A 22,579-nucleotide genomic window follows, 5' to 3' on the forward strand; every position below is an offset into this window, starting at 1 on the left:
TGCTCACTCCGCGCTTTTCCACCAGCTTTGCGACAGCGCGGGGTTGCGGATGTCGAGGCGCTCGCCCATCACCGGCGCCACCAGGGGCACATTGCCGGCGGCGGCCAGCTGGGTGATGCGATCGAAGGGCTCGTGCCAGGGGTGCAGGGCCAGGTCGAAGGTGCCGTTGTGGATGGGCATCATGTGGTGGCCGCGCACGTCGCGGTGGGCCTGCAGGCTTTCCTCGGGCTGCATGTGCACGTCCGGCCACTGGGCGTCGTAGGCACCGGTTTCGACCATGGTCAGGTCGAACGGGCCGTAGCGCTCGCCGATGGCCTTGAAGCCGTCGAAGTAGCCGGTGTCGCCGGTGAAGAAGATGCGCGTGTCGCCGGCCATGATGACCCAGGACGCCCACAGCGTGCGGTTGCCGTCCGACAGGGTGCGGCCCGAGAAGTGCTGGGCCGGGGTGGCGACGAACTTCACGCCGCCCACGCTGGTGCCCTGCCACCAGTCGAACTGCTGCACCTTGGCGGCGGGCACGCCCCAGGCGATGAGGCGGTCGCCCACGCCCAGCGGGGTGAGGAAATGCTCGACCTTGGGCGCCAGCTTCTGGATGGCGTCGAAATCGAGGTGGTCGTAGTGGTCATGCGAGAGCACCACGCCGGTGATGGGCGGCAGCTCGTCGATGGTGAGCGGCGGCGCGTGAAAGCGCTTGGGCCCCAGGAACTGGAAGGGCGAGGCGCGCTCGGAGAACACCGGGTCGGTGAGCCAGAACTTGCCATCGAGCTTGAGCAGCATGGTCGAATGGCCCAGGCGCCACAGGCTCTGGTCGGGCGCTGCCAGCACGTCGGCCTGGGTGAGCGGCTTGACCTCGATGGGCTTGGCGGGCACGGTGTTGGCCGGCTTGTCGGTGGCAAAGCGCCAGAAGATGGCCACCGTCTTGAAGAAGCCGGGCGCCTGGCGCGGCGCGACGTTGCGGAACTTGCCGTCCACGTACTGGGGCGACTGCTCGTACGAGGCAGAGGGCAGGTTGGCACAGGAGAGGATGCTGTAGGCCATGGCGGTGATTGCGGTGAGGATGAGGAGGATGCGGGGCACGCGGCGAAACATGGGGGCTGCCTTTTCTGAAAAGTGCACTGCACAGTGTAGTGTTGTTTTGAAAAAAGTAAACTCCCCGGTGTAAAATTTCGGCTATGAGCTCCATAGCCCCGCCCACGACTCCTGCCACCCGACTGACCGACCGCAAGCGCGAGGCCATCGTGCAGGCTGCCATCGCGGAGTTCCGCGAGCATGGCTTTGCCGGCACCAGCATGGACCGGGTGGCTGCGGCGGCCGATGTCTCCAAGCGCACGGTGTACAACCACTTTCCGAGCAAGGACGAGTTGTTCGAGGCCATCCTGGGCCAGCTGTGGGAGCGCGGCCATGCGCTGCCCGAGATCCGCTACGAGACCGCACAGCCCCTGCGCGCGCAGCTGCTGGCGCTGCTGGAGCAGAAGATGCAGCTGCTCAATGACGCGAGCTTCATCGACCTCTCGCGCGTGGCCATGGCCGAGCTGATGCACACGCCCGAGCGCGCCCGCGCCCTGGTGGAACGCCTGTCCGAAAAGGAGGAAGGCCTGCCGCAGTGGATGCGCGCCGCCCAGCAGGACGGCCGCCTGCGCACCGGGGTCGACGCCCACTACGCGGCCCACCAGCTGCATGGCATGGTCAAGTCCTTCGCCTTCTGGCCCCAGCTGGCCATGGGCCAGCCGCCGCTGGCACCCGCCGTGCAGCAGCAGGTGCTGGCAGATGCGGTGGACATGTTCCTGGGCTTTTACGCCGTGGCCCCGCCGGGCTGACGCCCACGGCGTATGCTGCCGGCCCATGGCACTGCAGCAACAACAACAACCCTCCCAGATCCTCTTCCTCCCGGGCGTCGGTGGCGACCCGCAGTTCTGGCAACCCGTGTCGGGCCTGCTGGACCACCCGGCCGCCCGCCGGCTGATGGGCTGGCCCGGCTTCGGCCCGGTGCCGGCCGACCCCGGTGTGCGCGGGATGGCGGACCTGGTGGCGCGGGTGGTGGATGCCATCGACCGGCCCACGGCGCTGGTCGCGCAGTCCATGGGCGGCATCGTGGCCATCCAGGCGGCCCTCCAACGTCCTGACCAGGTCACGCACCTGGTGCTGGCGGCCACCTCGGGCGGCGTCGACATGTCCGCCCATGGCGCGCAGGACTGGCGGCCGGCCTTCACCCAGGCCCACCCCACCGTGCCGCGCTGGTTTGCCGACTACCGCGAGGACCTGACCGGCGCCATGGCCGATGTGGCGGCGCCCACGCTGCTGCTGTGGGGCGATGCGGACCCGATCAGCCCCTTGAGCGTGGGCCAGCGCCTGCAGGCGTTGCTGCCGCACAGCCGGCTGCAGGTGGTGCCCGGTGGCGCACACGACCTGGCGAACCGGCATGCGGCGCAGGTGGCGCCCCTGATCGCAGTGCACCTGCGCGGCGGCGCCTGACTTTGCATTAGGCTCGGCGCTTCGCTTTTCAGAGCTGAACACATCCCATGCCCATCGCTCCCTACCTCGACACTGCGCCCGTGCTCGGCACCGGCGTCTTCCTCCACGACTCGGCCCAGGTGATCGGCGACGTCACCCTTGGCAAAGACGCGTCCGTGTGGTGCAACGCCGTGCTGCGCGGCGATGTGAACCGCATCGTGGTGGGCGAGGCCACGAACGTGCAGGACCTGACCATGGGCCATGTCTCACACCGCAATGCCAGCAAGCCCGAGGGCTCGCCGCTGATCATCGGCAGCCACGTGACCATAGGCCATGCGGTGATCCTGCACGGCTGCCGCATCGGCGACGAGTGTTTGATCGGCATGGGCTCGATCGTCATGGACGACGCGGTGATCGGCGACCGCGTGATGCTCGGCGCCGGCAGCCTGGTGTCGCCCGGCAAAGTGCTGGAGAGCGGCTACCTGTATATCGGCCGGCCCGCCGTGCGCCAGCGTGCGCTGACGGACCAGGAGCTCGCCTACCTGCGTTATTCGGCCGAGCACTATGTGCGCGTGAAGAACAACTACCTGGCGGGCACGCCGGATGCGGCGGTGGAGCCGCCGCCCCAGCCCCTGTAAGTCGCACGCCCCCGCTGGGTAAGGGTCACGCGGGATAATCGGGCACTTCTTCCACGATTCCCCACGAGGCGGCACTGCATCGCCCTGACCGCCCCCACCATGTCTGCCCCACCGCTTCGCGTCCTGTCCGTCATCCCGCCGATGACGCAACTGAACACGCCCTACCCGTCGACGGCCTACCTCACGGGCTTTCTGCGCTCGCGCGAGATCACGGCGGTGCAGGAGGACCTGGCGCTGGCCCTGGTGCTGCAGCTGCTGTCGCCCGATGGCCTGCGCGCCGTGGCGGCCAAGGTGGCTGCGCTGCCGGCCAAGAAGCACAGCCCTGCCGTGCAGGCCTTTGCGGCGCAGCGTGACCGCTACCTGGCCACCATCGCGCCGACCATCGCCTTTTTGCAGGGGCGCGACACCACGTTGGCGCACCGCATCGTGGGGCGCAACTTCCTGCCCGAGGGGCCGCGCTTCGCCACGCTCGATGTGTACGTGGACGACGAGGGCGGCGACCCGCTGGGCTGGGCCTTCGGCGCCCTGGGCTTGCACGACCGTGCCAAGCACCTGGCCACGCTTTACCTGAACGACCTGGCCGACGTGCTGCGCGATGCAGTGGACCCACGCTTCGAGTTCGTGCGCTATGCCGAGTCGCTGGCGGGCAGCCAGCCCACGTTCGACCCACTGGCCGCAGCCCTGGCCGGGCCGCTGAACCTGGTGGACGAGACCCTGCGCACGCTGGCCCTGGCGGCAGTAGAGCGCCATGCACCCACGGTGGTGCTGCTGTCGGTGCCCTTCCCGGGCGCGGTGTACGCGGCGTTTCGCATCGCGCAGGCGATCAAGGCGGCGCACCCGCACATCGTCACCGTGCTGGGCGGCGGCTTCGTGAACACCGAGCTGCGCGACCTGACCGAGCCGCGCGTGTTCGACTACTTCGACTACGTGTCGCTGGACGCGGGCGAACGGCCGCTGTTGGCGCTGCTGGAGCACATACAGGGCCAGCGCGGGCGCCAGCGCCTGGTTCGCACCTTCGTGCGCGTTGCCGAGAGCGGCGCGGTGCGCTACATCAACATGCAGGAGGCGGACATCGCCTTTGCCGAGGTGGGTACGCCCACCTGGGACGGGCTGCCGCTGGACAAGTATTTGTCGCTCTTGGACATGCTCAACCCCATGCACCGCCTGTGGAGCGACGGGCGCTGGAACAAGCTCACCGTGGCGCACGGCTGCTACTGGAAGAAGTGCAGCTTCTGCGACGTGAGCCTCGATTACATCAGCCGCTACGAGGGCGCCTCGGCCAGCGTGCTGGCCGACCGCATCGAAGCCATCGTGCGCGAAACGGGGCAGACGGGCTTTCACTTCGTGGACGAGGCCGCGCCGCCCAAGGCGCTCAAGACCCTGGCCACCGAGCTGATCGAGCGCAACGCGGGCATCTCGTGGTGGGGCAACATCCGCTTCGAGAAAACCTTCACGCCCGAACTGGCAGAGCTGCTGGCCGACAGCGGCTGCATCGCCGTCTCGGGCGGGCTCGAAGTGGCCTCGGACCGGCTGCTAGACCTGATGAAGAAGGGCGTCTCGGTGGACCAGGTGGCGCGCGTGACGCGGGCCTTCACCGACGCGGGCATTCTGGTGCACGCCTACCTGATGTACGGCTTTCCCACGCAGACGGTGCAGGACACGGTGGACGCGCTCGAGTACGTGCGCCAGCTGTTCGCCAACGGCTGCATCCAGAGCGGCTTCTTCCACCGCTTTGCCTGCACCGTGCACTCGCCCGTGGGCAAGGCGCCCGAGGAGTACGGCGTGACGCTGGAGCCCCTGCCGCCGGTGAGCTTTGCCAAGAACGACATCGGCTTTCACGACCCCACGGGCGTGGACCACGACGCGCTGGGCGGCGCGCTCAAGAAGGCGATCTACAACTACATGCACGGCATCGGCCTCGAAGAGGACGTGCGCAGCTGGTTCCCCTTCAAGGTGCCCAAGACCACGGTGCAGCGCAACCGCATCGAGCGGGCCTTGCAGCAGCGGGGCTGACCGGCATGCCCCGCCCGCCCTTCACCGCCGCCATCTTCGACATGGACGGCCTGCTCGTCGATTCCGAGCGCGCGACCCTGCGCGCCTGGACCGAGGCGGCCCTGGCGCTGGGCGTGGTGCTACGCGAGAGCGACTACCTGCAGGTGGTGGGCAAGGCCGCGCAGGACTCGCACGCCATCCTGCAGGCACACCTGGGCGGGGTGGCGCCGTTCGAGCAGGCCATGGTGGCGGTGCGGGCCGCGCTGGAGGAAGGGGAGGGCAAGGAGCTGCTGTTCCCGCTCAAGCCCGGTGCGGCAGCGCTGCTCGCGCACTTGCAGGCCGCGGGCATTCCGTGTGCGGTGGCCTCATCGTCGCGCACCGACGAGATCGCGCAGCGCCTGGCGCGCGTGGGCGTGCTGCCGCACTTCGCGGCCGTGGCCGGCGGCAACGAGGTGCTGCGCGGCAAACCCGACCCGGCGCTGTACCTGCTGGCCGCCCAGCGCCTGGGCGTGGCGCCGGCACAGTGCCTGGCCTTCGAGGACAGCCACAACGGTGCCTGTGCAGCCCTGGCTGCGGGCATGGGGCTGGTGGTGGTGCCGGACCTGCTGCAGCCAGCGCCCGAGGTGGCGCAGGCCTGCGTGGCCGTGCTGGGTTCGCTGGAAGAAGCCCTGCCGCTGTTGCCGCGCTGGTTCGCGCCGGGCGCCAGCAGCTGACCGTCAGATGTTGGTCTGCGCCTCGGCTTCGAGCACCTTGCGGCGGGCCATGGCCAGGTTGGCGCGGCTGCGGTCGAGCACGTAGTAGATGAACAGGCCGTCGTGCTTTTCCACCGGGCGGATGATGTGGTACTGCTGGGTCAGCGTGATCAGGATGTCCTCGATGCTGCCCGCCAGACCCAGCGACTTCATGGTCTTCATCTTGGCGCGCACGACCTCGGTGTTGCCGGCGGCGGCCAGCTCCAGGTCGAGGCCCGTGCCCACGGATTCGAGCAGCATGCCGCTGTTGTAGTCCACCAGCGCGGCGCACATGGCGCCCTCGGTCTGCATGAGCTGGTTCAGGAGTTCTTTGGGGGTGAATGCCATGGCGTGGTCTCCGGTGGTAGTGGAACAGGGAACGGAACTACAAAGACGGGGCGCTGCCCGGTTGCGGCGTGGCAACACAGGCGGCAACCACCTGGTCCGCCGTGTTGCGGCAGCTCCAAAGCAGCTTGCCCAGCAGCGACGATTCGTTGGTGACCACGGTGAGCACCAGGTCGCCCGAGGGCACGGGCACATTCATCGAGACGATGTGGCCACTGCCCGATTCAAGGATCAGCCGCTCGGGCGCACTGTGCCCGGCCTCGCGCGTCATGGCGCCGGCCAGCGCACTGAGCGAGCCGGACATGGCCGAGAGCCGGTCGGCGTCCTGGCTGTCAGAGAGGGTGGAGGCCACCGTGAAGCCGTCGGCACTGGCCAGGGTGGCGCTCAGGATGCCGGGCGTGCCGCGCTGCAGTTCGCCCAACAGTTCGGCCAGCTGGGCAATGGTGACCAGGCGCAGCGCCGTGCCGGCAGACGAAAAGCCCGGGGTGCTGCCAATGCTGCTACTCATGTTCGATCTCCGCCATGCTCACCAGGACCGACAGCAAGAGGCGCACGTCGGCATCGCGCCGCACGTCCACCTCGAGCACGGGGGGGTTGTATCCGAGGGCGCCCAGCTGCTCGCAGTAGTCCACGATGCCGGGCGAGGGGTGCGTGTCGAGCCGGCCCACGCCGACCACGGTGCGCCGCGCCGGCACGTGGGGGGCGAAGGCCTTGAGGTAGCGCGCCACCTCGCCCACCGGGTCGGGCTGCGAGTTGTCGGCCAGCACGATCAGGCCAAAGGCGCCCGCGCCCAGGATGTCCCACATGAAGCGAAAGCGCTCCTGCCCGGGCGTGCCGAAGAGCTTGAGCACCCACTGGTCGCCCAGGCGGCATTCGCCGTAGTCGAGCCCTACGGTGGTCATGGTCTTGCCGGGCATGGAGAGCTCGGCGCCGCCGGTGATGGGTACGTCGGTGGAGAGAACCTCGCCATCGCTGATGGCGCGGATCGCGGTGGTCTTGCCGGCGCCCATGGGCCCCGTGAAGACGATCTTGAGATCGCGGGAGGTGCCTGCGGACACAGCAGGTGCAGGGGAGGGCATCACCATAGCTTGAGCCGTTCACGCAGGTTGCCGAGCCAGCCCGGTGGGCCGGCTGCGGTCGGTGGATTGGGAGGCTTCGCGGCGCCTACGGCGGCTGGCGCCGCCGCGGACTGGGTGGGGGCAGATGCGGCCCCGGCGCTGCCTTCGTCCACCGCCAGCCCCAGCGCCAGGCAGGCTTCGAGGAACCAGCGCACGGTGGCTTCGGGCACGCCGCTCTTGGCGCAGGCCTGCTCGTAGCTCAGCGCCTGGCTGGTCAGCAGCGCCGCCAGGCGGGGATGGCCTGCGGCGGTGAGGCCCACTGCATCGGGCCAGCGCGAAAGCCGGTAGTGGCCGGTGCGCTCGGGGGCGCTGGCACCCGTCTGCGCCAACCGCATGGCCAGGCCCCACAGCAGGTGGCGCAGGCTGTGGGCGGGCACGGAACGGATGAGCTCTTCCTCCACCGGGCTGACGCGGTGCGGCTCGCCCAGCGCATAGGCGCCCGATAGCAGCACGTCCATGGGCATGGAGGTATGCACCAGCTGCTGCACGAAGTCGAACACGATCTGCTGGCCGGCGCTCATGGGCACCACGGCGCGGCGGCGCTCGGCCATGCGGGTGCGCTCGCCCAGCAGCTCGAACAGGGCGCGCTGGCCCTTGACCGGATCAAACTGCGATGCGCCATGCACGCGCTGGGTGGCCGACTGCAGGACGGCGATGACATTGGTCATGCGCAAGGGAGTGGTCACCGTGAGATCGGCTGTGGCTTCCAGCGCCGCCCCCACGTCCTCGGGGTCCATCACGCGCACGGTGATGCACGGGGCATGGAAGCGGTAGGGCCAGTGGCCGGGAACGAAGACCACGTTGCACTCGGCCAGTTGCTCACTGAACCGCGCCCGGATGTTCACCCCGCCTTCGAGCAGCCGAACCAGTGCGCGCAACACCAGCTGGTCCTTCTGCGCAATGTCCTGGGTACCGATGACAAGCCCCCCGCCCATACCAGTCAAGCCCCCTGTGCAGGATGGCGCCCGTGAAGGCGGCCATGGATGGCCAGGCCCGCGCTCGAAGCAGGAAGATCAGGAGCAGAAACGGCGAGTGCGGGACCTGGGCGGTGTTGCATCGCTGGGGCGGCCTCTCGGTTGTTGTATGCGGCGGCAACTGAGACGGCAGCTCCCCTGAGCAACCTGGATCCAACGTGGCAGTTCCGCTGTCGTGAGCCCCGGAACAGGTTCCATGGGCCGGTAGACCGGTGACTTTGCGGACCCGTCTTTCGCACGGGGGTGCCGTTTCAGTATTTTTTCAGTATAGGGGAATGGGTTGCGCTGGCAAACCATTGATTGCCACACCGCAACGCTCGCTCGTGGCGGGCGATTCGCAGGTGTTGCGCCGATGCACCGCTTGGCGGCACCGCTGGCGCAATGCCTGGCTACTTCTGCTTCTGGTAGGCCTTGTCGGCTGGGGGGCCGCGGTCCGTGTCCTGCAGGCCACGCTGCACGTCGCGGTAGGCCTGCTGCACCTGTGCGTCGGGCTTGCCATGGGTCATGTCCACCGACTGGTCGCGCTCATGGGGCAGCTTGGGGCTTTCTTCCTGGGGGACGTTCTGCGCATCGGCATCGCCGCTGGTCGGGGTGCTGGCTGTCTGGCGTTTGGTGGTGTCCACCGAGGGTTCGTTCTTCTGGCGGTCGGCGGTGGTGGGCATGGGATTCTCCTGGGCGCCCCGGGGGCGCATTGGGTGTCGTACACCATCGTAGACATGCCCCGCAGCCTGCGGTGTAGGCCCATACCCCATGCGCGCCACAGGCCGCACCACCCCCCAAAAACACTGTATGCCCAACCATATGCCACACTCTCGTCCTTATGTCTTCAACAGAGTGGGCCCAGGCGGCCCTGCAGTCGTTCGATGCGGTGGTGCGGGCCACCCCGGGGTTCCGCAGCCGGGGTGGGCAGCGGCGCATGGCCGAGCAGGTGGCACAGACCTTCAGCCAGGCCACGCTGGGCAAGGTGGACGAGGAAGCGGGCGAGGCTGCGCCCACCCGTTCCATCGCCGTGATCCAGGCCGGCACGGGTGTGGGCAAGTCGCTGGCCTACTGCGCGCCGGCCATCGCCATGGCGCTCTCGCGCGGCACCCGGGTGCTGATATCCACCGCCACAGTGGCGCTGCAGGAGCAATTGGTCAACAAGGACCTGCCCGCACTGGCACTGCTGCTGCCCCAGCCCTTCAAGTTTGCGCTGGCCAAGGGACGTGGGCGCTATGTCTGCAAGCTCAAGCTCGACCGCCTGGCCGGCACCGGCGAGGCCGAGGAGGTGATGGACGACGACCTGTTTGCCGAGGAAGAGGCTGCGGCCCGGGCCAAGCGCCCGCGCCAGGAGACCGAGGCACGCATCCAGTTCTACTCGGCCATGTCGCAGACCCTGGGCAAGGGCGGTTGGGACGGCGACCGTGACAGCCTGGACACGCCACCCGAGCCCGAGGTGTGGAGCGCCGTGGCGGCCGAGGGGGCCTCCTGCACCGGCAAGCACTGCCCGGCGTTCAGCCAGTGCACCTACTATGACAAGCGCAAGGAGCTGATCGGCGCCCAGGTGATCGTGGCCAACCATGACCTGCTGCTGTCCTCGCTGGGCGCGCGCGTGCTACCCGAGCTGGACAACTGCCTGCTGGTGCTGGACGAGGCCCACCACCTGCCCGCAACGGCCCTCGACCAGTTCGCCTGCAGCATGGACCTGAGCCGCGTGACCTGGATCGAGCGCCTGGCCAGCCGCGGCCTGCGCATCGGCGCGCTGCTGGAGGTGGAAGAAATCGCCGACATCCCCAAGCACTCGGGCCAGCTGCGCCAGACGCTGCAGGACCTGGCGCGCATCGTGATGGACGTCTACGGTCCGGCGCTCAAGAGCCAGAAGGACGCCTGGGGACCGGCGCGCGTGCGCGTGCCGCGCGGTGAGTTGCCCGAGCCAGTGATCGCCCCGCTGGGCCTGCTGGCCGCGAGCGCCGACGGTTTTCTCGAAGCGCTGCGCGCCATCTCCAAATCCCTGCGTGCCGAGATGCGCGACAAGCCCGACGAGGCGCGCCGCCTGTCCACCCTGTACGCGCAGATCGGCATGCTGGCGCCGCGCCTGGAAGAGCTGCACGCCACCGCCCAGCTGCTGCTGCAAGATGCACCCGAGGGCGCGGTGCCGGCGGCCAAGTGGTTCACGCTGGAGGTGGAGGGCGACTTCATCGTGGTCAAGGCGCATGCCAGCCCCATCCTGCCGGGCACCACCTTGCGCAACCACCTGTGGAGCGCGGTGCGCGGCGCGGTGCTGACCTCGGCCACCCTCACGAGCTGCGGGCACTTCGAGTTCTTCATGCGCGAGTCGGGCCTGCACGGCGACGCGGCGGCCACCACGCTGGAGGTACCGAGCCCATTCGACTACGCCGCCCAGGGCACGCTGATTGCCGCCGAGACCCGGGCCGACCCCAAGAACGCGGCCCAGTTCACGGCCGAGATGGTGGATGCGCTGCTCTACGACATCGCCAATGTGGAATACGGCGCGCTGGTGCTGTTCACCTCGCGCGAGCAGATGCGCCAGGCCGTGGAGGCCCTGCCCACCGCCATGCGCAGCGTGGTGCTGGTGCAGAACGCGCTGCCGCGCACGCAACTGCTCAAGCGCCATCGAGAGCGCGTGGCCGAGGGGCAGCCCTCGGTCATCTTCGGCATGCAGTCCTTTGGCGAGGGGCTGGACCTGCCGGGCCGGCTGTGCGAGTCGGTGTTTATCACCAAGCTGCCCTTCGCCCCGCCCGACGATCCCGTGGGCGAGGCCCGCGCTGAATGGCTGCGCGCCGTGGGGCGCGACCCCTTCAGCGAGCTAGTGGTGCCCGCCACCGCGATCCGCCTGGCCCAGTGGGTGGGCCGCGCCATCCGCACCGAAGAGGACCAGGCCCACGTGTACTGCTACGACAAGCGGCTCATGAACACCTCGTACGGGCAGCGCCTGCTCAAGGGCCTGCCGCCGTTTGCGCTGGAGCAGCGCAGGCCACGCTGAGCAGCGCCCCCCTTTGCCGCCATGCGGCACCGACCCTCTCTCCAGAAAAGAAAGAAAGCCTTCCATGACCCGCGCCATCCCCGCCTGCCCCCAATGCGGCCTGGAGAACACCTACCCCGATGGCAGCGGCAGCTATGTCTGCCCGGACTGCAGCTTCGAATGGCCCATGGTGGCCGAGGCGGCAGAGGCCGACGAGGCCAGGAGCGACGGCACCGTGCGCGATGCCCATGGCAACCCGCTGGCCGACGGCGACGCGGTCATCCTGGTAAAGGACCTCAAGGTCAAGGGCTCGTCATCCACCCTCAAGAAGGGCACCAAGATCAAGGGCATCCGCCTGGTCGACGGTGCCGATGGCCACAACGTGGACTGCAAGACGGACCTGGGGAGCATGTTGCTCAAATCGGAGTTTCTGAAGAAAGCGTGAATGCGCACGCCAGGGCCACTCCCGCATAATTGCGGCATGCACATCGGCCCTGCCCAACAGTCCCACATAGCAGACATCTGCCGGCGCTACCATGTGCGCCGCCTGCAGATGTTCGGCTCGGCAGCCGTGGACCAGGAGGGCCCCGACAGCGACATCGACCTGCTGGTGGAATTCATTCCTGGCGAGGCCCCCAGCGGTTTTGCGCTGGTGGACATGCAGGACGAACTGTCTGAGGCGTTTGCTGGCCGCAAGATCGATCTGGCTTTTCCATCGGTGATGAACAACCCCTTTCGCCGCCGCAGCATAGAGCCCCAGTTGCGCCCCCTGTTCCAGTGACGATCGATCGCACGCCCGCCCACTTGGCCGACATGCTGCAGTTCGTGCAGGAACTGCGGACCCTGGTGGTGTCCATGAGCGCCGCCGAGTTTGCGCAGCAAAGGGTGCTCTGCCTGGCGGTGGAGAAGCTGTTCATCAATCTCGGAGAAGCGGCAACGCGCGTCGATGCCGAGCGCGCACGGCAGATGCCTGGCATTCCCTGGCGCAGGGTGATCGGACTGCGCAACATCCTTGCCCATGGCTACGAGCAGGTGGCGCATGAGATCCTGTTCAAGACCGTCACAGACGATCTTCCTGCGCTGGAAGCCTCGTTACAAGGGGTGTTGCAGGACATAAAGGGTCTGTGAGCGCAGACTTGTGGGACAAACGCGCACGCCCGACCGCGCGCTGAGCCGACACGACGGGGAAGGGGAGCGGCCTACAGTGAATTTTTACCGATTCACCATCTGCCGGAGACACCCCATGCAACACGACACCCCCGCCCGCGAGACGCTGTGGAAGCTGATCAAGGACATCAAATTCGGCATGCTCACCCACCGCCATGCCAATGGCATGCTGCACGCGCATCCGCTGACCACGCAGAACCGCAGCATCGATGAACAGTCGCTGCTGTACTTCTTCATCCCCCGCAATGGCGAGCTCTATGGCCGCCTGCTGACCGACGGCCAGGTGAACGTGTCGTACGCCGACCCCGGTGACGACAGCTACGTGTCCCTGTCGGGCCAGGCCAGCTTCATGGAAGACTTGGCGCAGAAGGAAGCCCTGTGGTCGCCCATGGCCAAGGCCTGGTTCCCTGCGGGCCACACCGACCCCAACCTGGCCCTGCTGGCCGTGCGCGTCGGCCATGCCGAGTACTGGGACGTCAAGGAAAGCAAGATGGTGCAGCTGTACAAGATGGCCAAGGCCGCCATCACCGGCGAGCAGCCACGCGACCTGGGCGAGCACAAGGAACTGACGCTGTCCTGAGGCAGCGCCTCCCGCTGGCGCGCCCCGCCTCCCGTCGGGCGCACCGTTCATCCCCGGACTACAGGAGATTTGGCATGAGCAGCAAGGAAAACCAGACCGACGACGACCTGAATGCCACCAGCGACGGCAGCGGCAAGGTGGCCAACGCCCACAACAGCACGGGCGACAAGACCACGCAGATCAACCAGGGCCGCCGCACGCCCGAGAGCCGTGGCGACCGCGACACCCACCTGGGCAGTGGTAACCAGGGGCAATCGCGCCAGGGCGGGGCCGGCAGCAGCAGCGGTGGTGGGAGCCGCGGCGCGGGCTGATGCCGCGCACGGCTGCCACGCACCAGAAAGGGCCCTTGGGCTCTTTCTTTTTGATGGCAGGCCCTTGAAAACGCAGATGCACCATCCAATTACCATCCATATGGATGGCACAAGACGGCCAGAAGGCACTATGACCCCCACTTCCAACACTTCCCTGGCCTTGCGCAGCAAGGTCCCCGATTCGGAAAAGATCACCATCAACCTCGGCTATGTGGACCTGGGGCACATCGATCTGCTCGTATCGGAGGGCTTCTACGCCAACCGCACGGATTTCATCCGCACCGCCATCCGCAACCAGTTGAGCACCCAGAACGAGGAGGTGCGCCAGGTGGTGGCACGCAAGATGCTGGTGCTGGGACTGCAGCGCTTTGGCCGCACCGACCTGGAGGCCGTGCAGGCCGCAGGCCAGACGCTGGAGATCCGCGTGCTGGGCCTGGCCAGCATCGAGGACGACGTGCCGCCCGCGCTGGCGCAGGCGACGATCGCCTCGGTCACCGTGCTCGGGGCGTTCCACGCCAGCCCGGCCGTCAAGGCGGCGCTGGCGGGCCGCATCGGCTGAGACAAGCGCCTACCGTGGCGGGGTGCCCAGCGCACCACAACGGCGATTTCTTTCCTTTTCCATTCCAGACCGACCCTTTCGAGCGGCGGCATTCCGAGACAAAAACCGACGGCACCAGCCGCCCAGGGGCGGCCGTGCCATGAACGGCGCACGCCCTACCAGCTCACCCCAAGGACCTTCCCATGGACTGGAACCACAATCTCAAGCAACTCCTCGGCAACGCCACCGACCTGGTGCGCAAAGGCCAGCTGGCCGATGCCACCCGCGCCATCCAGCAGGCCCTGGGCGGAATACCCGCCACTGCGGGCGCGGCAAGCGCCACAGCGCCCCATGCCGGCGCCACCGGCACCTTGCGCGAAGGCCGGGCAGGAATGCCCGCGTCCAGCCCAGCCGGTACAGGCTGGCGCAATGGCTTTGCGCAGGCCGATGTCGAAGACGCCGTGGTGATCGACCTGCCGGATGACACGCCTGCCCGCAGCCAGCCCTCCCCGGCCACGGACCCCGCGAGAGCCCGTCCCGCTGCCGCGCAGGCGCCCGGCAGCTTCACCCGGGTGGCCTTTGCGCTGGCTGGCGCCCCGCAGGACCATTACTACCTGTATGTGCCGCCCGGAGCCGACACCGGTGCACCCATGCCCCTGCTGCTCATGCTGCATGGCTGCACCCAGAACCCCGAGGACTTCGCCACCGGCACGGGCATGAACGGCGCGGCGGCGCGGGCGAATGCCCTGGTGCTCTACCCGGCCCAGGCGGGCAGCGCCAACCCCAAGGCCTGCTGGAACTGGTTCCGGCCACAGGACCAGCGGCGCGGCGGCGGCGAGCCGGCCACGCTGGTGGCCATGGTGCGCGAGGTGATGGCACGCCACCCGGTGGACGGCAACCGCGTCTATGTGGCGGGCCTCTCGGCCGGTGGTGCCATGGCGGCTCTGCTGGCGCGCGAATACCCCGACCTGTTTGCCGCCGTGGGCGTGCATTCGGGCCTGTCGGCCGGCGCGGCGCAGAACGTGATGGCGGCGCTCTCGGCGATGAAGACCGGCGCCAAGGCGGCCAGCACCAGCCCGTTCGCGACGACCACGCCCCCCGTCATTCAGCTGGGCACGGCGCTGCCCCTGATCGTCTTCCATGGCGACGCCGATGCCACCGTGCATGCCCGCAATGGCGAGCAACTGGTGGAGGCCGCGCTGGCCGCCGCCGATGGCGAGGTACGCCCTGCGGTGACCACCGGCCGGTCGGCCCACGGCCAGGGCTATACGCGCACCCTGTACCAGAGCGGCGGCGCCACGCTGGCAGAGCACTGGGTGCTGCACGGTGGCGGCCACGCCTGGGCCGGCGGCGATGCGCGCGGCAGCCATACCGATCCCCGGGCCGTGTCGGCCACCGAGGAGATGCTGCGCTTCTTCCTGGCACACCCCCGCTGTTGATCCCCGGCCACGCGCCACCATAATTTGCCCCCGGGGCACCACGCACCGCCTCATCCATACCTACAGCAAGGTGCGGTACCTGGGGGGAAATTCACCGTGGAAAACGTCTACATTTCCATCGCGGGACTGGTGGCCATCGGACTTGTCGTCTACTTTGTGCGGCGCGCCAGGCGCCAGGACAACACCCGCACCGACCTGAAGATCACCGGCGTGCGCATCGACCCGCCCTCGGGCAGTGTGCTGCAGGCCAACACCCCCATCACCGTGGCGCTGGACTACCGCTACTCGGCACCCCGCGAGCCGCTGTATGTCTGGGTGAAGATCCTCGACACCACCTACGACTCGGTCTACGAGGGTTCGCACGACCGCATGGAGCCCGGCACGGGCCGGATCGGCCGTTCGGTGCATCTGACGCAGGCCGGTACGGTGCGCGAGCTGTTCATCGTGGCCAAGAACCAGGACTTCGTGGAAGTCTTCAACCAGGCGCTGGCGGTGGACTTCACCTACAAACAGGCCGAGGTCGACGAAGAGTGGATGAACGACGGCAAGGGGTCGGAGATCACCGGCATCACCCTGTCCATCCCCTCGCCGGCCGTGGTGAAGGCCGGCACACGCATCGGCGTGGACATCGCCTATGCGATCAACACCGAGGAAGGCCTGGACATCTGGGCCATTCCCGAAACACAGACCAACATGACCTATGAAGGCACCACGGGCAGGCAGGTGGGCACGGGCGTCGTATCCAAGCACTTCACCGTCATCGACCCCGGCAAGCTCACCAGCGTCCGGCTGCTGATGAAGAACGCCGCCAGCCAGACGGTCTACGAGCGCGTCGTGCCGGTGGACTACACCTATACGCTGGCGTGAAGCCCGCCTGGCAGGGCCGCAAACCCTGGGCCGGGGCCGGGGCAAGGGCTTCGGTTTATCCTCCAGGCCACATGTCCCGTATCGCCGTCATCGACTTTGAAACCACCGGCATTTCGCCCGGTCAGGGCGCCCGCGCGACCGAGGTGGCCATCGTGCTGCTGGAAAACGGCCGCGTGGTCGACCGGTTCCAGAGCCTGATGAAAACCGGCGCCTGGATCCCTGCCTTCATCACCCAGCTCACAGGCATCACCAATGCCATGGTGAACGCCGCGCCCGAGGCCGCCGGCGTGATGCAGGACGCCGCCCGCTTCGTGGGCAATGCGCCCATGGTGGCACACAACGCCGCGTTCGACAGCAAGTTCTGGCAGGCCGAGCTGGCGCTGGCGGGCGTGGCCGCGCCGCACGCGTTCGCCTGCACGGTGCTGCTCTCGCGCAGGCTGTACCCCGATGCGCCGAGCCACAAACTGGGTACGCTGGTGGACTACCACGGCCTGCCGCGCACGGGCCAGGCCCACCGGGCCCTGGCCGATGCCGAGATGGCCGCCGAGTTGCTGGCGCGCATGCAGCACGACCTGCGCCAGCGCTGGGGCGTAGCCGAGCCCGGCCATGCGCTGCTGATGGCGCTTCAGCGCTGTGCCAAGCCCGGTATCGGCAAGCTGCTCGCACAGCATGGCAAGCCTGTGATCCCGGTGACCTGCTGACCGATCTCCCTGCCCGCAACCCTTGTTTGCTGGCGCGGGCATACGGCGAATCGCCGAAAATGCGCGGTTGCCTTCTTGAACCGATTCACACCATTTTTCCCATGACCGATACCACCCAAGCCCCACCGCTGCCCGACCACCTGTCCGTCGACCCGCGCAGCCCGCACCATGTCGCGGCCGTGTTCGAGCACGACATCGGCATCCGCTTCAACGGCAAGGACCGCTCTGACGTGCAGGAGTACTGCGTCAGCGAAGGCTGGGTGAAGGTGCCCGCCGGCAAGACGCTGGACCGCAAGGGCCAGCCGCTGATGATCAAGCTCAAGGGCACGGTGGAAGCCTTCTACCGCCAGCCTGAATAAGCCCTTTTCCGCCGATTCCATGGACGGGTTGGCCCCGGCGGCCTGGGTTATCCACTGCGATGGCAGCGCCATACCCAACCCCGGCCGCATGGGCCTGGGCGCCGTGCTGGTCGCGCCCGACGGCACGCGCCACGCCCTGTCGCAGGCCACGCACACCACCGGCTGCAACAACGAGGCCGAACTGGGTGCGCTGGTGATGGCCTTGAACGAAGCCCGGGCCCGCGGCGCCACCACATTGCAGGTCTACAGCGACAGCAGCATCCTGGTGGAGCAGCTAGGCGGGCTTGCCAAGCCATGCGTTGAACGGCTGGAGTCGCTGTACGCCGCTGCACGCGTCCTGCTCGAAAGCTTCGGCGAAGTACAGCTGCAGTGGATTCCCCGCCACCGCAATGGCGAGGCCGATGCCCTGGCGCGCGCGGCACTGGGTGCGCCGCCCAAACCTTCCGTGCACCCCTCCCTACGGGGCCTGCCGCGCAAGAAGCGCAGGAGCCCGCCGCCGCTGCCGGGCTGACCCCGGCCGGCGTTCACGACGGCTCGAAGCCCATCGCGGCCCGGTAGGCCGCGATCTTGGGCAACAGCACCTGGCGGCGCAACAGGCTCTCGGGCGGCCAATGCGCTTCGCGTTCATAGTATTCAGTAACCACAGCCGCGCCTTGCGGCAGCACCACCCAGGGCTGCTTGGCGAGGGTGAAGATGTGGATGTCCGGCGGCAGGTGGTCGGGCGCATCGAGCGTGCCCACGCGCACGAAGGACACCAGCGGGCCCGCGCCCGCATAGTGGCTCCACACGGCCACATGGCAGTGCGGGCAGCGCGCGATCTTCTGGCCCAGGCCGCTTTCCGAAGGGGTGTCGACCAGCACAGGCGGGCCGCCCAGCAGGCGGATGCGGTCGGCCTCGATCATGGCGTTCAGCGCGAAGGAAGCCCCGCTCTCGCGCTGGCACCAGCGGCAGTGGCAGCAGTGCACGAACAGGGGTGCCGTTTCCATGCGGTAGCGCACGTGGTGGCAGTCGCAACCGCCTTCGAGCGGGAATGGGGGCGTGGACGGGAACTGCATGGCGATCACTCCGTGGAGTGCCGCACGTTACGGCAAAAGCCACACCCTGTCACTCCCGTCCTGTCACGCGCCGCAGTCTGCCGCGCGGGCCCGCAGCAGGGACTGTTCCTGCGCATTGTGCGTAAGCGTGGCGGCCAGTTCGAACTGGGCACGCGCTTCTGCACTGCGGTCCAGCTTGGCCAGCAGGTCGCCACGCACGCTGGGCAGCCAGTGGTAGTCGCGCAGGGCGGGGTCGGCGCCCAGTGCATCGACCAGCACCAGTGCGGCGGCGGGCCCGTCGGCCATGCCCACGGCCACGGCGCGGTTGAGCGCCACGACGGGTGAGGGCGCAACCTGCAGCAGCGCGTCGTACAGTGCCACGATGTGGTTCCAGTCGGTGTCCGCAGCACGGCGTGCGCGCGCATGGCAGGCCGCGATGGCGCCCTGCAGCGCGTAGGGCCCCCAGGGGTGGCCGGCGCGGGCCAGTTGCTCGGCCCGGTCGAGCGCGGCCAGGCCGCGGCGCACCAGCAGGTGGTCCCAGCGTGCGCGGTCCTGGTCCATGAGCAGCACGGGGCGACCCTCGGCATCGGTGCGTGCGGGCAGGCGCGAGGCCTGTATCTCCAGCAGCGCCACCAGACCCTGCACCTCGGGTTCGTCGGGCGTGAGGCCGGCCAGCACGCGCACCAGGCGCAATGCCTCATCGCACAGGGCCGGGCGCATCCAGTCGTCGCCCGCCGTGGCGGCATAACCTTCGTTGAAGACCAAATAGATCACTTCGAGCACCGAGGCCAGGCGCGGCGCACGCTCGGCCGCGCCGGGCACCTCGAAGGGCACATGCGCGGCCGTGAGGCTGCGCTTGGCGCGCACGATGCGCTGGGCCACGGTGGCCTCGGGCACCAGGAAGGCGCGCGCGATCTCCACGGTGGACAGGCCGCCCAGCAGCCGCAGCGTGAGGGCCACGCGCGCCTCGGTCGACAGCACGGGGTGGCAGGCGGTGAAGATCAGGCGCAGCAGGTCGTCGCCGATGTCGTCCTGGCGTGCGGCATCGAGCGCATCGACGAAGTCCGGCGTGTACTGGGCTTCGAGTGCTTCCATGTCATGGCCCAGGGCCTCGTGCTCGCGCGCCTGCATGGCCTGCTGGCGCAGGTGGTCCAGGGCACGGTTGCGGGCGGTGGTCATGAGCCAGGCGGCGGGGTTGTCAGGCAGGCCGCTGGAGGGCCAGTGCTCCAGGGCAGCCACCAGCGCATCCTGCGCCAGCTCTTCGGCCCGGCCCACGTCGCGCGTCATGCGCGCCACGCGGGCAATGATGCGGGCCGCCTCGATGCGCCATACCGATCCGATGGTGCGGTGCAGGGCATCGGGGCTGGGCGCAGCCATGGTCAGCCGAGTGCCTTGCTGGCGTCGACCATGTAGGCGAACTCCCAGGTGTGGCCATCGAGGTCGTCGAAGCCATGGGCGTACATGAAGCCATGGTCCTGCGGTGCGCGCGGTGACGTGGCGCCGGCGGCCACGGCCTTGGCCACCAGGGTGTCGATCTCCTCGCGGCTCTGGGCCGACAGGCAGACCAGCACCTCGGAGGTCTTCTTCGCATCGGCCACCGCCTTGTCGGTGAAGGTCTTGTAGAACTCCTCGACGAGCAGCATCACGAAGAGGTTCTCGCCGAGCACCAGGCAGGCACCCTGCTCGTTGGTGAACTGCGGGTTGAAGTCATAGCCCAGCGCGCGGAAGAAGGCTTGCGAGCGGCCCATGTCCTTGATGGGCAGGTTGACGAAGATCATCTGGTGTTGCATGGCGGTCTCCTGAGTGGATGAAACGATAAGGGATAACGGACGGGGAAAACAGGGGGTGATGCGAAAGCCGGACAGGATCACTTGGCAGCCTCGGCCGCGAGGAAGCCCAGGCCGTCCTCGAAGTCCTTGCCGACCATGTGGTCCATGTTGAAGAACAGGTGCATGAGCTTGGCCAGGTAGGGCACGGGGCCGTGCATGGCCCAGGTGACGCGGGTGGCCTTGCCGCCACCATCGGGCGCCAGCGTGAAGTCAACGCGGTTGTGGGCCTCGAACGGTGCGACGAAGTCGAGCTTCATGCCCACATGGGAGGGCACGGTGGCCTCGGTGATCTCCATGCTGCCCGTGCCCACCTTGTCGCCCTGCCAGGCGTAGCGGGCGCCGGGGCCGGAGGTGGCGGTGCTGTACTCGCCCTTGGCACCGGGGTCCTTGCGCTCGTAGGGGTTCCAGGTGTTGAAGCGGCGCAGGTCCTGGACCAGGCCGAACACGCGCTCGGGCGGGGCCTCGATCACGCGGCTGCGCTCCACACGGAAGGTATCAGGGCGGGTGGCCGCATAGGCCAGCAGCAGGGCCAGGGCGGCCAGCACGACGAAAGCAATGGTCTTGATCATGGTGAATCCTGGGGTGGTCGTGGGAAATCGGGGTCAGCCGCGTGCGGCCTCAATGTCGCGAAAGCGCTGCACGCCTTCGCCCGGTGCAAAGTCGTCGAGCTCGAAGACCGGGCGCACCTCGATCTCGGCCGGGAGCCCCTCGCCGCGCGGGTTGGGAAAGCGGCGCGCCCACTCCATGGCCTCGTCGCGCGAGCGCACCTGGATCAGCGTGTAGCCGGCGATCAGTTCCTTGGTCTCGGTGAAGGGCCCATCGACCACCGTGCGCTGGCCACCGCTGCCGTAGTACACACGCCAGCCCTGGGCGCTGGCCTTGAGGCCCATGCCATCGAGCAGCACCCCAGCGCGCGACAGTTCCTCGTGGTAGGCGCCCATCACGGCAAGCATGTCCTCGCCCGGCAGCATGCCGGCTTCGCTCTCGGGGCTGGCTTTCACCAGAATCATGAATCGCATGGCACATCTCCTGTGTGTGGAAGTCGCTGTGCAGGGGGATGGAAATTCCCTGCGCTCATCCTCCACGACGAACAGGCGCCCGCAGAATCGACACGGATGTCGAAAAACAAGGGTTTGTACTTAGATAATTTCCATCCCCCAATGAAAACAGCCCATGCCGGGGCCGGCATGGGCTGCTTGCGGGGGGGCCGCAGCGGTCAGCGCTTGGCCGCGGGGTTCTGCGCCATATAGGCGAGGGTGGCGCTGGTGAGCGCACGCACGCCAATGCGCAGGGCCTTCTCGTCGATCACGAATTCGGACGAATGGTTGGGTGCGCCGGACTTGTCGCCGAAGGGCGAGGCATAGAGGTTCCAGAACACCACGGGCACGCCGCTGCCGCCGAAGGAGCCGAAGTCTTCGGACCCCATGGAGGGCAGCACCTCCCTGGCCTTGTCGGCGCCGCCTGCAGCCACAGCGAAGGCCGGGGCCAGGGCAGCCGTGATCTTCGGATCGCTGACCACCACCTCGTAGCCAGTGTCGATGGTGACCTCGGCCGTGAGGCCGGCACTCTCGGCGATCTTCTGGGCCTTCAGGCGGATGCTGTCGTGCGCGACCTTCTGGTTGCGCGCCGAGAGCGACCGCACAGTGCCGCCAATCTCGGCCGTGTCGGGCAGGATGTTCACGCGGTTGCCGCTTTGCAGCAGGCCCACGGTGACCACAGTGGGGCCGTCGAGCGGGTCGATCTGCTGGCTGATGATGCCCTGCAGGGCGAGCACGATCTCGGCGGCCGCCAGCGTCGGGTCCTTGGCCGTCCAGGGCGAGGAGCCGTGGCCGCCCTTGCCCTGGAGCTTGATGTTGAACACATCGCCGCTGGCCATGAAGCTGCCGGCGCGGTAGGCCAGGGTGTTGCCCGGTGCGCGGGCGCTGATGTGCTGGCCCATCACGACGTCGACCTTGGGGTTGTCGAGCACCTTGGCCTCCATCATGGCCTTGGCGCCGCTGGGCACGGGACCCGGGCCCAGTTCCTCGGCCGGCTGGAAGAGAAAGACCACCGTGCCCGCGAGTTCGCTGCGCACGCTGGACAGCGCTTGCGCCGCGCCCAGCAGCATGGCCACGTGCGTGTCGTGCCCGCAGGCGTGGGACACCGGCGTCTCGTTGCCGCGCCACTGCGCACGCGCAGTGGACTTGAAGGGCAGGTCGTTGCGCTCCTGCACGGGCAGGGCATCCATGTCGGCGCGCAGGGCCACCACGGGGCCCGGCTTGCCGCCGCGCAGCACGGCCTTGATGCCGGTCTTGGCGATGCCGGTCTGCACTTCGATGCCGGGCATCCTGGCCAGCGCGGCCGCGATGTAGGCGGCTGTCTGCACCTCCTCATACGACAGCTCAGGGTGCTGGTGGATGTGGCGGCGCCAGGCGATCACCTGGGGTTCGGCCGCATCGGACAGGGCCAGCACGCGCTGGGCCAGGGGCGAGGTGGTCTGGGCAGAGGCGGACATCGCCAGGCCGGCGAGCAGTGCGGCCAGCGGCAGGAGCCGGAGTTTCATG

At 68.3% G+C, this 22,579-nt stretch carries 29 protein-coding genes and 1 riboswitch; of the genes, 17 read left to right on the top strand and 12 right to left on the bottom strand.

From position 1 onward, the window contains the following. Positions 1–3: 3 nt before the first annotated feature. Positions 4–1,089 (bottom strand): MBL fold metallo-hydrolase, encoded by a 1,086-nt coding sequence (locus ACSQ3Y_RS01640; RefSeq protein ID WP_436176224.1) that lies wholly within the window; start codon positions 1,087–1,089, stop codon positions 4–6. Between the two features lie 83 nt (positions 1,090–1,172). Between ACSQ3Y_RS01640 and ACSQ3Y_RS01645 the strand changes: the two genes are divergently transcribed. The 5 genes from ACSQ3Y_RS01645 (at position 1,173) to ACSQ3Y_RS01665 (ending at position 5,794) form a co-directional block, all read left to right on the top strand. Further along, positions 1,173–1,817 carry a TetR/AcrR family transcriptional regulator gene (locus ACSQ3Y_RS01645; RefSeq protein ID WP_436176225.1) on the top strand — a complete coding sequence of 215 codons (645 nt, stop codon included), beginning with the start codon at positions 1,173–1,175 and terminating at the stop codon, positions 1,815–1,817. A gap of 25 nt (positions 1,818–1,842) precedes the next feature. Then, the gene (locus ACSQ3Y_RS01650) at positions 1,843–2,472 is read left to right on the top strand and encodes an alpha/beta fold hydrolase (RefSeq protein WP_436176226.1); all 630 of its coding nucleotides are present in this window, start codon (positions 1,843–1,845) and stop codon (positions 2,470–2,472) included. Between the two features lie 47 nt (positions 2,473–2,519). Continuing rightward, the gene (locus ACSQ3Y_RS01655; RefSeq protein WP_436176227.1) at positions 2,520–3,089 is read left to right on the top strand and encodes a gamma carbonic anhydrase family protein; all 570 of its coding nucleotides are present in this window, start codon (positions 2,520–2,522) and stop codon (positions 3,087–3,089) included. A gap of 99 nt (positions 3,090–3,188) precedes the next feature. Continuing rightward, positions 3,189–5,102 carry a B12-binding domain-containing radical SAM protein gene (locus ACSQ3Y_RS01660; protein WP_436176228.1) on the top strand — a complete coding sequence of 638 codons (1,914 nt, stop codon included), beginning with the start codon at positions 3,189–3,191 and terminating at the stop codon, positions 5,100–5,102. A 5-nt stretch (positions 5,103–5,107) separates the two neighbouring features. Continuing rightward, on the top strand, positions 5,108–5,794 hold the full coding sequence (locus ACSQ3Y_RS01665; RefSeq protein WP_436176229.1) for an HAD family hydrolase: 687 nt from the start codon (positions 5,108–5,110) through the stop codon (positions 5,792–5,794). A 3-nt stretch (positions 5,795–5,797) separates the two neighbouring features. Here ACSQ3Y_RS01665 and ACSQ3Y_RS01670 read toward each other — a convergent pair whose 3' ends face one another. The 5 genes from ACSQ3Y_RS01670 to ACSQ3Y_RS01690 form a co-directional block, all read right to left on the bottom strand. Next, the gene (locus ACSQ3Y_RS01670) at positions 5,798–6,160 is read right to left on the bottom strand and encodes a hypothetical protein (protein WP_057200462.1); all 363 of its coding nucleotides are present in this window, start codon (positions 6,158–6,160) and stop codon (positions 5,798–5,800) included. A 37-nt stretch (positions 6,161–6,197) separates the two neighbouring features. Further along, the gene (locus tag ACSQ3Y_RS01675) at positions 6,198–6,665 is read right to left on the bottom strand and encodes a roadblock/LC7 domain-containing protein (RefSeq protein WP_057266889.1); all 468 of its coding nucleotides are present in this window, start codon (positions 6,663–6,665) and stop codon (positions 6,198–6,200) included. Continuing rightward, positions 6,658–7,236, bottom strand: a complete 579-nt coding sequence (locus ACSQ3Y_RS01680) for a GTP-binding protein (protein WP_057267294.1) — start codon at positions 7,234–7,236, stop codon at positions 6,658–6,660. The genes ACSQ3Y_RS01675 and ACSQ3Y_RS01680 overlap by 8 nt, the downstream gene beginning before the upstream one ends. Then, positions 7,236–8,210 carry a hypothetical protein gene (locus tag ACSQ3Y_RS01685; protein WP_436176230.1) on the bottom strand — a complete coding sequence of 325 codons (975 nt, stop codon included), beginning with the start codon at positions 8,208–8,210 and terminating at the stop codon, positions 7,236–7,238. Before ACSQ3Y_RS01685 ends, ACSQ3Y_RS01680 begins: the two co-directional genes overlap by 1 nt. Positions 8,211–8,406: 196 nt before the next feature. Further along, a riboswitch (cyclic di-GMP riboswitch) is annotated at positions 8,407–8,507 on the bottom strand. A gap of 131 nt (positions 8,508–8,638) precedes the next feature. Then, positions 8,639–8,911: a hypothetical protein gene (locus ACSQ3Y_RS01690; protein ID WP_057200458.1), complete on the bottom strand. Its 273-nt coding sequence runs from the start codon at positions 8,909–8,911 to the stop codon at positions 8,639–8,641. Positions 8,912–9,069: 158 nt separating this feature from the next. Between ACSQ3Y_RS01690 and dinG the strand changes: the two genes are divergently transcribed. The 12 genes from dinG (at position 9,070) to ACSQ3Y_RS01750 (ending at position 17,684) form a co-directional block, all read left to right on the top strand. Next, a complete protein-coding gene (dinG, locus tag ACSQ3Y_RS01695; RefSeq protein WP_436176231.1) occupies positions 9,070–11,232 on the top strand; it encodes an ATP-dependent DNA helicase DinG in 2,163 nt (720 codons plus the stop codon). Between the two features lie 64 nt (positions 11,233–11,296). Next, positions 11,297–11,656: a zinc ribbon domain-containing protein YjdM gene (locus ACSQ3Y_RS01700; RefSeq protein ID WP_057266885.1), complete on the top strand. Its 360-nt coding sequence runs from the start codon at positions 11,297–11,299 to the stop codon at positions 11,654–11,656. A gap of 36 nt (positions 11,657–11,692) precedes the next feature. Further along, complete coding sequence (locus ACSQ3Y_RS01705) at positions 11,693–11,992, top strand: nucleotidyltransferase family protein (RefSeq protein ID WP_436176232.1); 300 nt, start codon at positions 11,693–11,695, stop codon at positions 11,990–11,992. Continuing rightward, the gene (locus tag ACSQ3Y_RS01710) at positions 11,989–12,339 is read left to right on the top strand and encodes a HepT-like ribonuclease domain-containing protein (RefSeq protein ID WP_436176233.1); all 351 of its coding nucleotides are present in this window, start codon (positions 11,989–11,991) and stop codon (positions 12,337–12,339) included. The genes ACSQ3Y_RS01705 and ACSQ3Y_RS01710 overlap by 4 nt, the downstream gene beginning before the upstream one ends. A 115-nt stretch (positions 12,340–12,454) precedes the next feature. After that, positions 12,455–12,958: a pyridoxamine 5'-phosphate oxidase family protein gene (locus ACSQ3Y_RS01715; protein ID WP_436176234.1), complete on the top strand. Its 504-nt coding sequence runs from the start codon at positions 12,455–12,457 to the stop codon at positions 12,956–12,958. A gap of 74 nt (positions 12,959–13,032) precedes the next feature. Then, entirely contained in the window at positions 13,033–13,269 is a 237-nt protein-coding gene (locus ACSQ3Y_RS01720) for a hypothetical protein (protein WP_428002985.1), read from the top strand. Between the two features lie 130 nt (positions 13,270–13,399). Then, on the top strand, positions 13,400–13,828 hold the full coding sequence (locus tag ACSQ3Y_RS01725; protein ID WP_428002984.1) for a CopG family transcriptional regulator: 429 nt from the start codon (positions 13,400–13,402) through the stop codon (positions 13,826–13,828). Positions 13,829–14,010: 182 nt separating this feature from the next. After that, a complete protein-coding gene (locus ACSQ3Y_RS01730; RefSeq protein ID WP_436176235.1) occupies positions 14,011–15,246 on the top strand; it encodes an extracellular catalytic domain type 1 short-chain-length polyhydroxyalkanoate depolymerase in 1,236 nt (411 codons plus the stop codon). A gap of 96 nt (positions 15,247–15,342) precedes the next feature. After that, positions 15,343–16,113 (top strand): hypothetical protein, encoded by a 771-nt coding sequence (locus ACSQ3Y_RS01735; RefSeq protein ID WP_057266880.1) that lies wholly within the window; start codon positions 15,343–15,345, stop codon positions 16,111–16,113. 71 nt (positions 16,114–16,184) lie between these two features. Next, positions 16,185–16,814 (top strand): 3'-5' exonuclease, encoded by a 630-nt coding sequence (locus ACSQ3Y_RS01740; protein WP_057200449.1) that lies wholly within the window; start codon positions 16,185–16,187, stop codon positions 16,812–16,814. Positions 16,815–16,915: 101 nt separating this feature from the next. Beyond that, positions 16,916–17,173 carry a DUF3297 family protein gene (locus ACSQ3Y_RS01745; protein ID WP_057200448.1) on the top strand — a complete coding sequence of 86 codons (258 nt, stop codon included), beginning with the start codon at positions 16,916–16,918 and terminating at the stop codon, positions 17,171–17,173. 19 nt (positions 17,174–17,192) lie between these two features. Beyond that, positions 17,193–17,684 carry a ribonuclease HI family protein gene (locus tag ACSQ3Y_RS01750; protein ID WP_436176236.1) on the top strand — a complete coding sequence of 164 codons (492 nt, stop codon included), beginning with the start codon at positions 17,193–17,195 and terminating at the stop codon, positions 17,682–17,684. 13 nt (positions 17,685–17,697) lie between these two features. Here ACSQ3Y_RS01750 and ACSQ3Y_RS01755 read toward each other — a convergent pair whose 3' ends face one another. From ACSQ3Y_RS01755 to ACSQ3Y_RS01780, 6 genes are all read right to left on the bottom strand, one after another. After that, a complete protein-coding gene (locus tag ACSQ3Y_RS01755) occupies positions 17,698–18,228 on the bottom strand; it encodes a GFA family protein (protein WP_436176237.1) in 531 nt (176 codons plus the stop codon). Between the two features lie 63 nt (positions 18,229–18,291). Next, on the bottom strand, positions 18,292–19,584 hold the full coding sequence (locus ACSQ3Y_RS01760; RefSeq protein ID WP_436176238.1) for an RNA polymerase sigma factor: 1,293 nt from the start codon (positions 19,582–19,584) through the stop codon (positions 18,292–18,294). A gap of 2 nt (positions 19,585–19,586) precedes the next feature. Then, positions 19,587–19,997 carry a VOC family protein gene (locus tag ACSQ3Y_RS01765; RefSeq protein ID WP_436176239.1) on the bottom strand — a complete coding sequence of 137 codons (411 nt, stop codon included), beginning with the start codon at positions 19,995–19,997 and terminating at the stop codon, positions 19,587–19,589. 77 nt (positions 19,998–20,074) lie between these two features. Next, positions 20,075–20,605: an SRPBCC family protein gene (locus ACSQ3Y_RS01770; protein WP_057200444.1), complete on the bottom strand. Its 531-nt coding sequence runs from the start codon at positions 20,603–20,605 to the stop codon at positions 20,075–20,077. A gap of 33 nt (positions 20,606–20,638) precedes the next feature. Continuing rightward, positions 20,639–21,055 (bottom strand): YciI family protein, encoded by a 417-nt coding sequence (locus tag ACSQ3Y_RS01775; RefSeq protein ID WP_436176240.1) that lies wholly within the window; start codon positions 21,053–21,055, stop codon positions 20,639–20,641. A gap of 197 nt (positions 21,056–21,252) precedes the next feature. Then, positions 21,253–22,578, bottom strand: coding sequence for a M20 metallopeptidase family protein (locus ACSQ3Y_RS01780; RefSeq protein WP_436176241.1), 1,326 nt, complete (start codon positions 22,576–22,578; stop codon positions 21,253–21,255). Between the last annotated feature and the right edge of the window lies 1 nt (position 22,579).

This window comes from Acidovorax sp. LjRoot66 (assembly GCF_964253305.1).
In the GTDB taxonomy this organism is placed as follows: Bacteria; Pseudomonadota; Gammaproteobacteria; order Burkholderiales; family Burkholderiaceae_C; genus Acidovorax.